A 15,263-nucleotide genomic window follows, 5' to 3' on the forward strand; every position below is an offset into this window, starting at 1 on the left:
TCTGAGGTCTACAGTGAAAAGTCAACAAGAATCCAATAAAAGTCTCCAACTATTGCAAGAACAGACCAACAGTGATAACTGGATTTTGAATGCGATTAATGGCATCGACGAACAGTTACGCGGTGACTATACAGACAAGAAAATTGCCGAAATAAGCCTACATGTTATTGCTTCCACGACAAAAGCATTAGGTGGAACGATTTACATTTTCGATGATAACTATCAGGAGTATCAGCTTTGCCACAAAATTGGTATTTCCTCCACACAGTATATCAAACGAACGTTTAAAGAAAACGATGGCATTTTGGGCGAAGTCGCAAACAATCATGAAGTCGTTAAAATAAAAGACGTCGACCACAAGCATCTTATCTTAGAAACCTCGTTATCCGATCGCTTAGACGCTGAGATCTATATTGTTCCCTTCTCTTATGAAAGCCATTGTGTCGGTGTCATGGAAATCTGTTGCCCCATTGTCAATGAGAAAGACGAGCAACTACGATTTAACTTCCTGGATAAAGCAAAAGATAACATTGCCGTTATCATCAAAGTAGCCCAAACTCATGGAAAGCTTGCCGATCTTTATGAGGAACTTCAACAACAGACCGAGGAATTAGAGACGCAACAGGAAGAATTGAGAACAACAAATGAGGAGTTAATCCATAAGACACATTTGTTGGAAGCTTCTGAGGAAGAGCTTAGAGTACAGCAGGAAGAACTTATCCAAACCAATAACGAGCTGGACGAGAAGGCCAAATTGCTATTTGCACAAAATGAAGATCTGGAAAAAGCCCGTCAGGCCATAGCGCAAAAAATAGAGGAAGTAGAGCTGTCCAGCAAATATAAATCTGAATTTATGGCCAATATGAGCCATGAACTGCGGACACCACTTAATAGTATTCTCATTCTTGCCAAATTACTTCAGGATAATAAAAAGAAAAACCTCAGTGAGGACCAAATAAAGTATGCTTCTGTTATTCACAGTGCCGGTTCAGATCTCCTCCATTTAATTAACGAATTGTTGGATCTGGCAAAAATTGAATCCGGTAAAGTTGAAGTCCAAAAAGAACGTATCAACACAAACTACCTTGTCAATTATATTAAAGATTTTTTCAATGATACCGCAGCGTCGAAAAATATTGACTTCCTACTCGATGTCAATGTAAATGCACCGCAGGAATTCATCGGTGATGAACATCGTATACAACAAGTCCTCAAGAATTTATTATCCAATGCGTTCAAGTTTACAGGTGAAAAGGGCGAAGTCTCTTTAGCGATAGAAGCTGAAGCTGAAAATCTTCTTTTTACGGTTAAAGATAGCGGTATTGGCATTGCTCCTGAAAAACAAGAGCTAATCTTCGATGCTTTTAAACAAGAAGATGGCTCAACGAGTCGTAAATATGGTGGCACTGGTTTAGGCTTATCGATATGCCGCGAAATTGCTAGCTTATTAAAAGGGAAAATAAGCTTATCCAGTAAGGTTGGTGAAGGCAGTATCTTTACCTTCAGTATCCCGCTGGAGCAGGAAATTCCAGTCCCGAAAGTAACATCGATCGAAAAAGAAATTGATCCGCCGTCACAAATGCCGAAGGAAAATCCCATAGTCGAAAAAACGAAGTCGATCGACAACGATGGAAAACACAATAAACTTCTGATTATTGAGGATGATTTTATTTTTGCAGATATTCTAAAAGACTACGCCGAACAAAACGGCTACGATGTATACATTAGCTATGATGGGCAAGATGGGTTACAAAAAGCACAAAATTTACGACCTGCCGCAATTATCTTAGATATTATGTTGCCTAAAATGGATGGTTGGGAAGTTCTTCGTAACCTCAAAAAAATTGACAGCACCAAGGAGATTCCCGTACACATGATGTCGGCAGGAACATTTTTACATGATGAACCTATTTCTGCCGGAGCCATCGGATTTATGGCTAAACCTGTTTCAGAAGAATCTTTGGCTGAAACATTCTTAAAAATAAAAGCGTCGACTAGTCATCCATTGAAAAAAATTCTGCTGGTGGAAGATCAGGAAATCCAAAGCGATTTTATCAAACAATCTTTAGAAGAACAGCATATTCAGATATTTCAGGCCTTCAATGCGAAACAAGCCCTCGATCTATTAGATCAAGAGAAATTGTTTGACTGCATCATTATGGACCTGAATCTCCCCGATAAATCAGGCATTGAACTCCTAAATGAGATCAAATCGAACACTCAATTTAAGGATTTACCCATTATCATCAATACGGCAATGGAACTCACTACAGAGCAGACTTCCGAAATTCTGCATCATAGCCAGGCGATGGTCCTTAAATCAGCTAAATCAAATAATCGTCTGATTGATGAAGTTAATTTATTCTTAAATAAAATCCGCAGCAATAAGCACGAATACACGATGTTCAATCATTCCGGAGCCTCTGTAATTGCGGAAAACAATTTAGCTTCCAAAACCGTACTACTGGCAGATGACGATATGCGGAATATTTTTGCCCTGAGCACGGCGTTTGAAAGCTATGATATGAACATTGAAATCGCTAACAATGGTCAGGAAGCGTTGGATATTCTTGAACGAAATAAACAGATTGACCTTGTCTTAATGGATATCATGATGCCCGTTATGGATGGTTATGAGGCTATTGAAAAAATTAGGGCAAACAAGAAATTTGCAAACCTTCCTATTATTGCTGTGACAGCGAAAGCAATGAAAGGGGATAGAGAAAAAACAATTGCTGTCGGAGCAAACGATTACATTAGCAAACCGGTTGATGTCGACAAATTAATATCCCTAATGCGCGTATGGCTGAGTTAACCGATAAAAGAGTAGTAATGATAAGTTTTGAAGAGTTGGAAGAAGTTATTGATATAGTCAAAAATCTACACGGCTATGATGTATCCGGTTATACAAGAGCTTCTTTAAAAAGACGGGTGACTAGAATAATGGAACTTAACAAGCTCAATCTACAGGAGCTAAAATCCAATTTAATCAATCAACCCGGATTCAGCACCTATTTCCTGCAGGAAATTACAGTTAATGTGACTGAGATGTTTAGGGATCCCGATTTTTATAAAGCTGTAAAAACAGATGTATTTCCCTATCTCGCAACTTATCCGCATATAAAACTGTGGAGTGCCGGTTGTTCTACTGGCGAAGAAGTTTATTCGCTGGCCATCTTGTTAGAAGAAGCAAATCTTTACCCACGTGCGTTTATTTATGGCACCGACATTAACGGCAAAGTGTTAGAAAAGGCAAAACGTGGTATCTATTCTCTTGCAAAAGTGAAAGAATACTCGGAAAATTTTATTAAAACGGAGCCAAAAAACTCATTGTCGGATTATTATACAGCAATGTACAACGCCGCTACCATTAATAATAGTCTTAAAAAAAATGTCCTTTTCTCCATGCATAGCTTGGTATCCGATGGCGTTTTTAATGAATTTCAACTGATTACCTGCCGTAATGTATTGATCTATTTCGACACCGAATTGCAAAATAAAGTCCTGGATCTATTCTATCATTCACTTTGCCATTTGGGCTTTTTATGCTTGGGAGCGAAAGAATCTTTAATCAACTACAAAGACGCTGCTAAATTTAAGATCGTAAACAAGAAACAGAATATTTACCAAAAAATTGGGTAATACGTGATGGAAAGAAAAATTCTTTTGTTAGCGGGGTCTGCAGGTGGATTTAGTGTCATTCTAAATATCTTGAAGTCATTGGAACGGCCAATCCTTATACCCGTTATTGTCATTGTACATCGAAACCCCAAATATGCTTCTAGTATTGAGGACACGCTTTCCAAAGCACTTGTTCAAAAAGTAAAAACTGCAGATGATAAGGAAGCGATAGCAAATGGGACTATTTATTTTGCCCCTGCTGGCTATCACCTTTTAGTTGAACCAGATTATAGCTTTTCTTTGGATATCTCAGAACCTGTTCAATACTCAAGACCATCAATTGATGTGACTTTCGAATCCGTGGCCGAAATATATAAAGAAAATTGTACAGCTATCTTATTCTCTGGAGCGAATCAGGATGGTGCACAGGGATTATTAATGATAAAACGATACGGCGGGACGACTTTTGTACAAGACCCTGCCACGGCTGAAGTTCCCATCATGCCCGAAGCAGCTATTCAACTCGATGCACAGGAACGCATTTTGACCATTCAAGAAATAAAAGATTACATCAAGCAATTGACTTAAAATTGTATTTAGATTTGCTATAATGAAGAAGATAAATATATTGATTGTCGATGATAAAATTGAAAATATTATCAGTCTTACAGCACTGCTGGAGGATATCGAAAATATAAATATAGTGACGAGCACAGATCCCAACGAAGCTTTAAAAATCTGCTGGAAAGAGGATATTGATTTGGCGCTCGTTGACGTGCAGATGCCAGAGATCAATGGTTTTGAATTTGTTTCCTTCCTAAAGAAGAATCCGAAAACAAACCATATCATCCCCATTATGGTAACAGCGATTTCAAAAGAAGACAAATACCTCATTCAGGGACTTAATAGCGGCGCTGTGGATTATCTATATAAACCGCTTAACCCTGAAGCAACCATCGCGAAAGTAAAATCTTTTGTGCAGCAATTACTGATACAGCAGGAAATTAAAGAAAAAAACATTGCCTTAGAAGAATCAAAACAGGCTATTCTCAAAGCGAAAGAAGAGGCCGATCTTGCTCGAAAATCCAAGGAAACCTTTTTAGCCAATATGAGCCATGAGATCCGTACACCTATTAACGGTATTATGGGCATTACACAGATGCTAAAAAATTCTCAACTGACGCTAGAACAAGAAAACTGGATTAACAAGCTGGATTCTGCCTCGCAAAATCTGCTCACTATTATCAACGATATATTGGACCTATCGAAAGTCGACTCAGGTATGATGAAACTTAACATGGAGTCAACATCAGTGCACGATATTACCGATGATCTAAACAACCTCTTTATTGATAAAGCCATCTACAAAGGGCTGAATTTTTCCATTGATGTGGACGATCGGATCACAAGTTATTTTCTGACAGATCCACTACGGTTGAAACAAATATTGACCAACTTTATATCAAATAGTTTCAAATTCACCTCGGAAGGTTCTGTTGTATTAAAAATTCAGCTCCTAACTGAAGATAACCATAGCATCTGTTTACGATTTCAGGTGATAGACACAGGAATCGGCATCGTAGAAGATGCCCTGGAAAAAATATTTATTGCGTTTGAACAAGGAGAAGATAGTATAACCAAAAAATTTGGCGGTACTGGATTGGGCCTCGCAATTGTAAAACGTATTGCTGCGCTGCTCAACGGTCGGGTTTTTGCATCGAGTGAATATGGTAAAGGGAGTATTTTCTCTTTTGAATGTACTTTCGACAAAATCAAAGATAAACCCGTAGAAAAAGAAACGCAGATACTCTATACGGAATTGCCCAAGTTCAACTTCCCGATGGTGCTCATTGCTGAGGACAATGAATTAAACAGCTTTATGCTCGCGAATATCCTCAAAAGCTGGAATTGCGAAATTACTTTGGCGACGAATGGACTCATCGCACTAGAAGAAATCAATAAGAAAAAAATCGACCTGGTGTTTATGGATGCCCATATGCCGCTCATGAGTGGTTTTGAAGCGATCAAGGAAATACGTCGAAACGCGAATCCGATAATCGCAAACATGCCGATTATTTCCATTTCAGCCTCTGTGCTCCAAGCCGAACAACAGGAAGCGCTCGATGCTGGAGCCAATGAAGTTGTCGGAAAACCATTCGATCCTATCAAATTGTATAAAACAATTGATACTTTATTGTCAAAATTGAAATGATAGTTTCAATTTAGCAATGAAATCATTAATTTTAGAACATAATCAAGATGTTTGATGTTATTTCTCATGAACGTGCATACAAAAAGGAATTACGTTCGTCATAACTTCATCACTAAACCGCTAAAGGCTGCGGAAATGCCTACAATAAATAAAAGATAAACAAACAATCATTCTAATGAAAAAACTTTTTATGATACCAGCAGTTGCAGTTGCTTTATCAATTGCGTCTTGTGGTGGAAACAGTGACAAGTCTGAAAAATCAACTAGTACAGAAGCGACAACTTCAACAGAAAGCCAAGCAACAGAAACAGTGCCTGGAATTGAAAACGTGGCTATTTCCAACAGCTTATCTTTAGAAGGTAACGATCAAATGAAATATAATAAGGATTTATTCCGTGTAAAAGCGGGTGAGCCAGTAGAATTATCTTTCAAAAATGCAGGTACTATGCCAAAAGAGTCCATGGGACATAACGTAGTTATCCTAAAACCAGGTGTTGACCTGCCAACTTTTGGTGCTGAGGCTGCTGCAGCTGCTGCAGACGAATATATTCCAAAATCAGCTTTATCTTCAATTGTTTCCCACACAAAATTATTGGGACCTGGAGAAACTGATAAAATCACTTTTACACTTGAAAAAGGAGTTTATACGTTTATTTGTAGCTTTCCTGGTCACTATGGTGTCATGCAAGGAAAAATTGTTGCAGAATAACTAATAAGTAAAAAAGGATATTCAAAATATGAATATCCTTTTTTGATTTATACCCAGGCAGGCATCACTACATTTCTCCCTACGGTGCATAATTTCCCTTCTTTTATCAAAAAAATGTAAAGTAAGGCCCTTTGGCCACAAATCGTAAGTTTTGATTTCCTATCCCATTAATAATCATTAAATTTGTGGTACAAAAAAATAAAACGTAATCAATGCAATACGACGTAATTGTAATCGGAAGTGGTCCAGGCGGATATGTAGGAGCTATCCGTTGTGCCCAATTAGGATTAAAAACAGCTGTTATTGAAAAATATAGCACATTTGGTGGTACTTGTCTTAACGTTGGATGTATTCCTTCAAAAGCGCTTTTAGATTCTTCGGAGCATTACCACAATGCTGCGCATAATTTTGATGCATTTGGCATCAACTTAAAAGACCTGAAAGTAGACATGGCAAAGATGATTGCTCGTAAAGACGATGTCATTGCCCAAAATACTGCCGGTATCACCTTCTTATTCAAGAAGAATAAAATTGACAGTTTTCAGGGTGTGGGTTCATTTGTGGACAAAAACACCATCAAAATAACGAAAGCAGATGGTTCGACAGAGCAGATCACTGGTAAAAATGTAATTATCGCAACGGGATCGAAACCGACTTCATTGCCTTTCCTACCTGTAGATAAAAAAAGAATCATTACCTCAACCGAAGCACTTAACCTAAAAGAGATTCCAAAACACCTTATTGTCATTGGTGGTGGTGTGATAGGTTTGGAACTAGGTTCTGTTTATGCTCGTTTGGGTTCAAAAGTTTCTGTTGTTGAATTTGCAAAATCTATCATCGGTACAATGGATGGTGGCTTAGGAAAAGAACTACAACGTGTTTTGAAAAAATCATTGGGCATGGAGTTCTATTTAGGCCATAAAGTGACCGGAGCTTCCGCAAAAGGTAAAGTCGTAAAAGTAACTGCTGAAGATCCAAAAGGACAAGAAGTCACTTTAGAAGGCGACTATTGTATCGTAGCCGTTGGTCGTACCGCATATTCTGAAGGCTTAGGACTAGAAAATATCGGCATCACAGTAGAAGAAAGAGGCAAGAAAATCCCTGTTAATGCCCATCTGGAAACAGCTGTACAAGGAGTCTTCGCAATTGGTGATGTGATCACTGGAGCAATGTTGGCACACAAAGCTGAGGACGAAGGTGTCTATGTTGCAGAATATATTGCAGGTCAAAAACCACATATTGATTATAATTTGATTCCAGGTGTTGTTTATACCTGGCCTGAAGTTGCTTCTGTTGGAAAGACTGAAGAGCAACTTAAAGAGGCCGGTGTAAAATACAAAGCTGGATCATTCTCGTTCAAAGCTTCTGGTCGTGCAAAAGCATCGGGTGACACAGATGGTTTTGTGAAAGTCCTAGCTGACGCTACTACTGATGAGGTATTAGGCGTACATATGATTGGACCACGTGCGGCAGATATGATTGGTGAGGCTACTGTAGCTATGGAATACCGCGCATCTGCAGAGGATATCGCTCGTATTTGCCATGCACACCCAACCTATACTGAAGCAATCAAAGAAGCAGCACTTGCAGCAACCGCGAACAGAGCAATACACGCTTAGGTGATAAATATCGAATACTCAAGGGGAAAAGGAAACTTTTCCCCTTTGTCATAAATACCTATACACGATGAATTTTTATACAAGAAAATGGGTCAAACCCGAAGACCTAAATCCCAATGGAACATTATTTGGTGGAACTTTATTACGATGGATTGATGAAGAAGCGGTCATCTATGCTATCGTTCAATTAGGAAATCCCAAAGTGGTTACGAAATTTATTTCAGAAATAAACTTTGTAAGCTCAGCCAAGCAAGGCGATATTCTCGAACTGGGTATTGAAGCGATCAATTTTGGAACAACATCGTTAACGATGCGCTGCGAGGTACGTAATAAAATATCCAGGAAAACAATTCTATCGATCGATAAATTGGTCTTTGTCAACCTGGATGAAGATGGCAATCCAGCTCCTCATGGAAAAGATAGCATTACCTATGCGTATATGGGGATTGAGAAGACAGGTAGAGATGATTAAACATCTCCCCTGTCTTTATTAATTTGGTGTATCTCTCCCCTACCTAACCCTTTGCAAAAATTTATGCATTTGCGTTTTTTCAACAAACTATGATTTCTGTCTCTTTCCTTCAATTTCTTTTTTAAGATCCAATTCTACCCAAAAGCCAAAAATAGGGATCAAAGAAGCCAAGAAATATTTCACGGCCTTTAATATAGGCCACTTGTATTCTACAGTTGACATGATCAGCATAACGACGAAGATAACGACAAAGAAGCCATGAATGGAACCGGCTATTTTGACTGCTTCGGGGATTCCCGCGAAATATTTCAACGGCATGGCAATAAAAAACAAGCAAATGGTGGAGATTGCTTCCCACAGGGCGATCTGTCTGAATATTCTTAACATAATGATAAACTGTGTATTGTGAACTTCAAAAATAAGACTCTAAAAACGCTTTAACTATTATTTTTCCCCCTTTGACCAGGATGTGACATTCAGCTAGAAACAGCGACAGCGTTTTATCAGAAACCGCCAATTTTACAATAAATAGTTCATATTCATCAGAAAAAATGCGTACTTTTGAATGAATATATGCTTCACAGATTTTGTCATTTGAAGCTATAACACTCAACTACAGAATATTTATTTATATGAATTACGACATCATTGTAATCGGTAGTGGTCCAGGCGGGTATGTTGCTGCCATTAGAGCCGCTCAGTTAGGGTTCAAAACAGCGATTATTGAACGCGAATCATTAGGCGGAATCTGTCTAAACTGGGGCTGTATCCCTACAAAAGCATTATTGAAAAGTGCTCAGGTATTTGAATATTTAAACCATGCCGCTGATTACGGCATCAATGTTCAAGGTGGTGAGGCTGATTTTGACGCTATTGTCAAAAGAAGTCGCGGGGTTGCTGAAGGAATGAGTAAAGGTATTCAGTTCTTGATGAAAAAGAATAAAATCGACGTCATCAATGGAACTGCAAAAATTAAAAAAGGTGGTAAAATCGATGTAAAAGGTGCAGACGGTTCTACTAAAGAATATTCGGCAACACATACCATCCTAGCGACTGGTGCACGTTCACGTGAATTGCCTAATTTACCTCAAGATGGTAAAAAAATCATCGGCTACCGTCAAGCAATGACGCTTCCTAAACAACCAAAATCTTTAGTTGTTGTTGGCTCAGGTGCTATCGGTGTTGAGTTCGCTTATTTCTATAATGCAATCGGAACAAAAGTAACTATCGTAGAGTTTATGGATAGAATCGTTCCTGTTGAAGATGAAGAAATTTCAAAACAATTAGAGAAAAGCTTAAAGAAACAAGGTATTACCATCTTAACGAAATCTGAAGTTCAATCCGTTGACACAACAGGTGAGTTGAGCAAAGTTTCTATCAAAACAGAAAAAGGTACTGAAGTTATCGAAGCAGAGATTGTATTATCGGCTGTTGGTATCGCTCCAAATATCGAAAATATCGGCTTGGAAGAGGTTGGTGTAAAAACGGATCGCGGCCGTGTTGTTGTAGATGATTTCTACAAAACAAACATCGAAGGTGTATATGCGATCGGTGACATTGTTAAAGGCCAAGCCTTGGCTCACGTTGCCTCAGCAGAAGGAATCACTTGTGTGGAAAAAATCAAAGGTCTACATGTTGAACCTATTGACTACAATAATATCCCAGGCTGTACATATTGCTCCCCAGAAATTGCTTCTGTAGGTTATACCGAAAAAGCGGCGAAAGAAGCTGGCTATGAAATTAAAGTTGGTAAATTCCCATTCTCAGCTTCTGGAAAAGCGTCAGCTGCTGGTGCGAAAGATGGCTTTGTTAAAGTTATCTTTGATGCTAAATATGGTGAGTTCCTAGGCGCACACCTTATCGGAGCCAATGTTACAGAAATGATTGCGGAAGTTGTTGTGGCCCGCAAACTGGAAACAACAGGTCATGAAATGATTAAAACGATCCATCCTCACCCAACAATGAGTGAAGCGATTATGGAAGCTTGTGCTGATGCTTACGGTGAAGTGATCCACTTGTAGTATTAAAACAAATAAAACTAAAAAGGGGAAAATCTAACGATTTTCCCCTTTTTAGTTTTATGATCGAATGGTTAATAGCGATTACATAACCAATCGCGACTTAAAGACGATCTGCTGATCGACAATTTCGGTGTTGTCAATGCGTTCAAATAAAATTTCAGCCGCTTTACGCGCTTGCATTCCCGGAAATTGCTCTATGCGTCCCATTGGCGGATTTTCCATATATTGCCATAACGGATAGTTGGCATAACTAATAAAGAAAATATCTTGATTTAAGACAAGCCCCTTTTGTCTGGCCGCTTTCATCAAATCAAGTGTAACAAAGTCATTAAAAGATATAATTGCAGAAGGTCGCTCAGACATCGCAAATATACTATCCATAGCCTTTTCATTTCCTTCCGTACTCAGGTCTGTTTCGATGATATTCTTTTCTAGAATATCCATACCATTCCTTTTCATGGCGGATAGATAAGCTACTTTTCGATCTTCACTAGCCGGCAAGGTTTTCGGCCCATTTACAAGTGCAATAACTTTATGTCCACGCGCTACGAAAGCATCCACAGCTTCGTTCATACCCGTAGAAAGATCGCTTTGTACTTTATTGATATTGGGTAAGCTAGGTACACAGTCAAAGAAGACAATCGGTATACCAGACGCTTCCAATTTCTCAATGAATTCTAAATTGGTCGTCTTCTTCCCTATAGACATCAAAATCCCATCGACACGATGGTTTTTAAATGTTTTCAAGATCTGTTCTTCTCGATCAGGATCGTCCAATGATTGTCCCATCAAAACAGTATATCGGTGTTCTGACGCAACATTTTCAATTTCACTGATCGCAAAAGAAAAAAATGGTTCAGACAAACTCGGTAAGATAACAGCAATCGTAAAAGTTTTACGCTGCTTGAAGAATATAGCCGTTTGATTGGGTTCATAATTCAATTCTTCGGCCATTTTTTTTACGCGCATTGTTGTTACCAATCCAATACTAGGATGATCATTCAATGCTCTAGAAACCGTCGAAGGACTGATTTTCAGCTTCTTGGCAATTTCTTTAATCGTGGCAGGCTTGTTCACTTTATTCATAAATCCAAGGGCTTTATATAAAAATAGGGCTTTTATATCCCTAATCATAATTTTTTCTCAACAATATCGACAACGACTTTAATAACAATTATTGTTGGTAGATTCAACAAAGATACTGACTGTAAAGTTAGTCTACAAATTGAATTGCGGTCGTGTCTACCGTAAACTCATTGGCGAGGAACTCCAATGGATCAATTCCCCTAAAAACAAGTTCATCCTTAAAGTAAACTTTTATATCATCCCCATATTCACCCCAATCCACAAATTTGACTTTATTGAGCTGTTCTAGCGGATTTCCTTTCGTCAAAATACAAACATGTTTATCTGCGGCTTTTAACTGCCTAAACAGCGTATGAATATGATCAAACAAATGTAACCGTAGCGGCAAAATTGCATTGACATGAAGCCGCTCAAAATTCTCCTTATATTTTTGATCAAATCCAAAAGTTTGCTGCGCATGTTCGAACAATAAATTCTCACCTTGATGCTCGAGGTGATTTTTCATAAATTGAACCAAATCTGCTTGAGCCGGAACAGTCTCTGTAAATTCTATAAAATTAGCAAAAAGATAATATACTTGAAGTAAGTAATCCTTTTTAGGAAAAACAACGTCATCTAATTCAAAAACATATACCTTTTTTTCTTCTGGGAACATCATGATATGTAAAAGCTTAAAATTAAGGGCTGTGTCGACAGGGTTAAAACCTTAATGACACTAACCACAAAAATAAGATTCTATTTGGACACACAAATTAATGCTAAATCCTCCCCGGAATCCGAAGCAACAAACAATCCATCCAGTGATCTTTCGAAAGTCGCTGAGTTCAATAAATCGTTGCCCTTGGACAGAAGTCTATAAGGCAAATCAGCTGGTGGATTTTCCATAACAGGAATAGCTTCAAGCAGATCCTTATCGGGGACAAGAACTGAAATCTGATATTCCTCAAATAAAACTTTGGCTGCAGCCAATGGTTCCAGTTCAAAACCACCTAAAGGCAGCACATAATCAACCTGTTGGTCTAAGCTTAATTTGAGCACCTCGTGTGCAAAAGTTGGAAGAAGGCCTTTCGGAATTTTGGCATATTTCCCCGATGCTAAAAGCAATTCGGGAATATCTTCTGAACTTGCATATACTATTTCGAAATCAGCACCAAGTCTTTTCGCGATACGCATCGCCAAAGGTCTGGTTCCGAAAGTTATGAGTATTTTCTTCATTAAAAATATAGTTATAATCCGGATTACTGTTACACGACTAACCCATCGCGCATATGAATCGTTCGATCCGAAATTCGGGCAAGCTCCTCATTATGGGTAACGATAATAAATGTCTGCTGAAATTGATGTCTAAGATCAAAAAACAATTGATGTAAAGCGGCAGCATTTTCCGAATCGAGATTACCTGAAGGTTCATCTGCCAAAATAATGGAAGGATCATTGATCAAGGCACGGGCCACAGAAACACGTTGTTGTTCACCACCCGACATTTCAGCCGGTTTATGGTCAATACGGTGAGAAACGCCCAACAATTCCAACAATTCCTTTGCTTTAGCTTCTGCCTCAGATCTTCCTTTTCCTTGGATAAAAGCAGGAATACAGACATTTTCCAATGCGGTAAATTCGGGCAACAAATGGTGAAATTGAAAAACAAAGCCAATATGTTCATTTCGGAAGGCGCTCAGCTTTTTAGCACTCAATTTTTGAACATCAACACCATTTATGAATACCGACCCCTGATCGGCTTTATCCAATGTACCAATGATGTGTAACAGCGTACTTTTACCAGCTCCTGAGGCACCAACGATACTGACAATTTCCCCTTTTTCAACAGCGATATCAACACCTTTTAAAATTGGTAATGACCCATAAGCTTTGTGAATTCCTTTGGCATGTAACATCATAGGACAAAGATAAATAAATTTACGATACCACGCGTTTGAATAAATAAGCTGTTATTTCTCTATTCCAGCCATTTTATTTTGCCTAAATGTCAAAAAATAGATAAAAGAGCAACTTATCCCTTGTCTTATCCCCCAAAAAATTATATTTTTACGCCAAATATTTTTGCAAATGAACATTCACGAATATCAAGGAAAGCAAATACTAAAGAGCTTTGGTGTGCGCGTACAGGAAGGTATCGTAGCAGATACTCCAGAGCAAGCTGTGGAAGCGGCCAAAAAAATGAAAGAAGACTACAATTCTGATTGGGTTGTTGTTAAAGCTCAAATTCACGCTGGTGGCCGTGGTAAAGGTGGTGGTGTCAAGTTGGCTAAGAACTTAGATGAAGTCAAACAAAGAGCAACTGACATCATTGGCATGCAATTAGTTACGCCTCAAACTGGACCTGAAGGTAAAAAAGTAAACAAAGTTTTGATAGCTCAAGACGTTTATTATCCTGGCGAGAGCGAAACAAAAGAATTCTACATGTCTGTATTATTAGACCGTGCTAAAGGACGTAACATTGTTATGTACTCTACAGAGGGTGGTATGGATATCGAAGAAGTTGCAGAAAAAACACCACACTTGATTTTCAAAGAAGAAATCGATCCAAAAGTAGGCTTACAAGGATTCCAAGCACGTAAAATTGCTTTCAATCTTGGTCTTTCTGGTGCTGCGCATAAAGAAATGGTGAAATTTGTTGCCGCTCTTTACAAAGCATACGATTCTACAGACTCTTCTATGTTTGAGATCAATCCGGTATTAAAAACTTCAGACGACAAGATCTTAGCAGTTGATGCGAAAGTAAATCTTGATGAGAACGCCTTATACCGTCACCCAGATTACGCTGCTATGCGTGACGTAACGGAGGAAGATCCAACAGAAGTTGAAGCTGGTGAATCAAACCTAAACTACGTTAAATTAGATGGTAACGTAGGTTGTATGGTAAATGGTGCTGGTTTAGCAATGGCTACAATGGATATCATCAAATTAGCTGGTGGTGAACCTGCAAATTTCTTGGACGTAGGTGGTACTGCAAATGCTGAAACTGTAAAAGCTGGTTTCAATATCATTTTAAAGGACCCTAACGTAAAAGCGATCTTGATTAATATCTTCGGTGGTATTGTTCGTTGTGACCGTGTTGCTCAAGGTGTAATTGATGCTTACAGCGAAATCGGTAACATCCCTGTTCCAATCATCGTTCGCCTTCAAGGTACAAATGCTGAAGAAGCGAAAAAATTAATTGATGAGTCCGGTTTACAAGTTTATTCTGCAATCTTATTGAAAGAAGCTGCTGAATTGGTAACGAAAGTATTGAAAGGTTAATTCCTTTAATCATCATAACAAAAAACGCGGACTATAACTAGTCCGCGTTTTTTGTTTCTAATCTTCGTATCGTTCGCGACACAAACAAAAAGTTCTCTTCTTAGCAAACCTATATTCCATAGCAAAACGAGCTGTGTGCCATTTCCCAATGTTTGAGTTTTCACCTGTCTTTATTTCAAAATATATTTTCCTTATGAGGTTAACGAACCTTCATAAAGTGAATTAAATCAACATTTATAGCCAATAAACCAACAGAATAGCT

The 15,263-nt window shown here is 38.4% G+C and carries 14 protein-coding genes; 9 read left to right on the top strand and 5 right to left on the bottom strand.

What is annotated here, in order from left to right:
• Positions 1–13: 13 nt before the first annotated feature.
• The 7 genes from OK025_RS03710 (at position 14) to OK025_RS03740 (ending at position 8,633) form a co-directional block, all read left to right on the top strand.
• On the top strand, positions 14–2,815 hold the full coding sequence (locus OK025_RS03710) for a hybrid sensor histidine kinase/response regulator (RefSeq protein WP_317668376.1): 2,802 nt from the start codon (positions 14–16) through the stop codon (positions 2,813–2,815).
• Positions 2,816–2,832: 17 nt separating this feature from the next.
• The gene (locus tag OK025_RS03715) at positions 2,833–3,642 is read left to right on the top strand and encodes a CheR family methyltransferase (RefSeq protein ID WP_286896810.1); all 810 of its coding nucleotides are present in this window, start codon (positions 2,833–2,835) and stop codon (positions 3,640–3,642) included.
• Between the two features lie 6 nt (positions 3,643–3,648).
• Positions 3,649–4,209, top strand: coding sequence for a chemotaxis protein CheB (locus tag OK025_RS03720; RefSeq protein WP_317668377.1), 561 nt, complete (start codon positions 3,649–3,651; stop codon positions 4,207–4,209).
• Positions 4,210–4,231: 22 nt separating this feature from the next.
• Positions 4,232–5,833: a response regulator gene (locus OK025_RS03725; RefSeq protein WP_286896815.1), complete on the top strand. Its 1,602-nt coding sequence runs from the start codon at positions 4,232–4,234 to the stop codon at positions 5,831–5,833.
• 175 nt (positions 5,834–6,008) lie between these two features.
• Positions 6,009–6,542 carry a plastocyanin/azurin family copper-binding protein gene (locus OK025_RS03730; RefSeq protein ID WP_075991088.1) on the top strand — a complete coding sequence of 178 codons (534 nt, stop codon included), beginning with the start codon at positions 6,009–6,011 and terminating at the stop codon, positions 6,540–6,542.
• A 212-nt stretch (positions 6,543–6,754) separates the two neighbouring features.
• Positions 6,755–8,161: a dihydrolipoyl dehydrogenase gene (gene lpdA, locus OK025_RS03735; RefSeq protein WP_317668378.1), complete on the top strand. Its 1,407-nt coding sequence runs from the start codon at positions 6,755–6,757 to the stop codon at positions 8,159–8,161.
• 67 nt (positions 8,162–8,228) lie between these two features.
• Complete coding sequence (locus OK025_RS03740) at positions 8,229–8,633, top strand: acyl-CoA thioesterase (protein ID WP_075991086.1); 405 nt, start codon at positions 8,229–8,231, stop codon at positions 8,631–8,633.
• Positions 8,634–8,720: 87 nt separating this feature from the next.
• Here OK025_RS03740 and OK025_RS03745 read toward each other — a convergent pair whose 3' ends face one another.
• Complete coding sequence (locus OK025_RS03745; protein ID WP_046674086.1) at positions 8,721–9,020, bottom strand: DUF3817 domain-containing protein; 300 nt, start codon at positions 9,018–9,020, stop codon at positions 8,721–8,723.
• Between the two features lie 245 nt (positions 9,021–9,265).
• On the opposite strand from OK025_RS03745, the gene lpdA (OK025_RS03750) reads away from it, so the two are divergent.
• On the top strand, positions 9,266–10,654 hold the full coding sequence (gene lpdA / locus OK025_RS03750) for a dihydrolipoyl dehydrogenase (protein ID WP_317668379.1): 1,389 nt from the start codon (positions 9,266–9,268) through the stop codon (positions 10,652–10,654).
• Between the two features lie 81 nt (positions 10,655–10,735).
• On the opposite strand, the gene OK025_RS03755 is transcribed toward lpdA (OK025_RS03750), so the two are convergent.
• The 4 genes from OK025_RS03755 to OK025_RS03770 all read right to left on the bottom strand — a co-directional run bounded on the left by OK025_RS03755 (position 10,736) and on the right by OK025_RS03770 (position 13,635).
• Positions 10,736–11,740: a LacI family DNA-binding transcriptional regulator gene (locus OK025_RS03755; protein ID WP_286896824.1), complete on the bottom strand. Its 1,005-nt coding sequence runs from the start codon at positions 11,738–11,740 to the stop codon at positions 10,736–10,738.
• 127 nt (positions 11,741–11,867) lie between these two features.
• On the bottom strand, positions 11,868–12,398 hold the full coding sequence (locus OK025_RS03760) for an HAD family hydrolase (RefSeq protein WP_317668380.1): 531 nt from the start codon (positions 12,396–12,398) through the stop codon (positions 11,868–11,870).
• Positions 12,399–12,475: 77 nt separating this feature from the next.
• The gene (locus OK025_RS03765) at positions 12,476–12,955 is read right to left on the bottom strand and encodes a hypothetical protein (RefSeq protein ID WP_317668381.1); all 480 of its coding nucleotides are present in this window, start codon (positions 12,953–12,955) and stop codon (positions 12,476–12,478) included.
• Between the two features lie 29 nt (positions 12,956–12,984).
• Complete coding sequence (locus tag OK025_RS03770; protein WP_317669755.1) at positions 12,985–13,635, bottom strand: ABC transporter ATP-binding protein; 651 nt, start codon at positions 13,633–13,635, stop codon at positions 12,985–12,987.
• A 172-nt stretch (positions 13,636–13,807) separates the two neighbouring features.
• Here OK025_RS03770 and sucC point away from each other — a divergent pair, with 172 nt between their 5' ends.
• Positions 13,808–15,001 carry an ADP-forming succinate--CoA ligase subunit beta gene (gene sucC, locus OK025_RS03775; RefSeq protein WP_077437873.1) on the top strand — a complete coding sequence of 398 codons (1,194 nt, stop codon included), beginning with the start codon at positions 13,808–13,810 and terminating at the stop codon, positions 14,999–15,001.
• Positions 15,002–15,263: the final 262 nt, after the last annotated feature.

The sequence above is a fragment of the Sphingobacterium sp. UGAL515B_05 genome (assembly GCF_033097525.1).
In the GTDB taxonomy this organism is placed as follows: Bacteria; Bacteroidota; Bacteroidia; order Sphingobacteriales; family Sphingobacteriaceae; genus Sphingobacterium.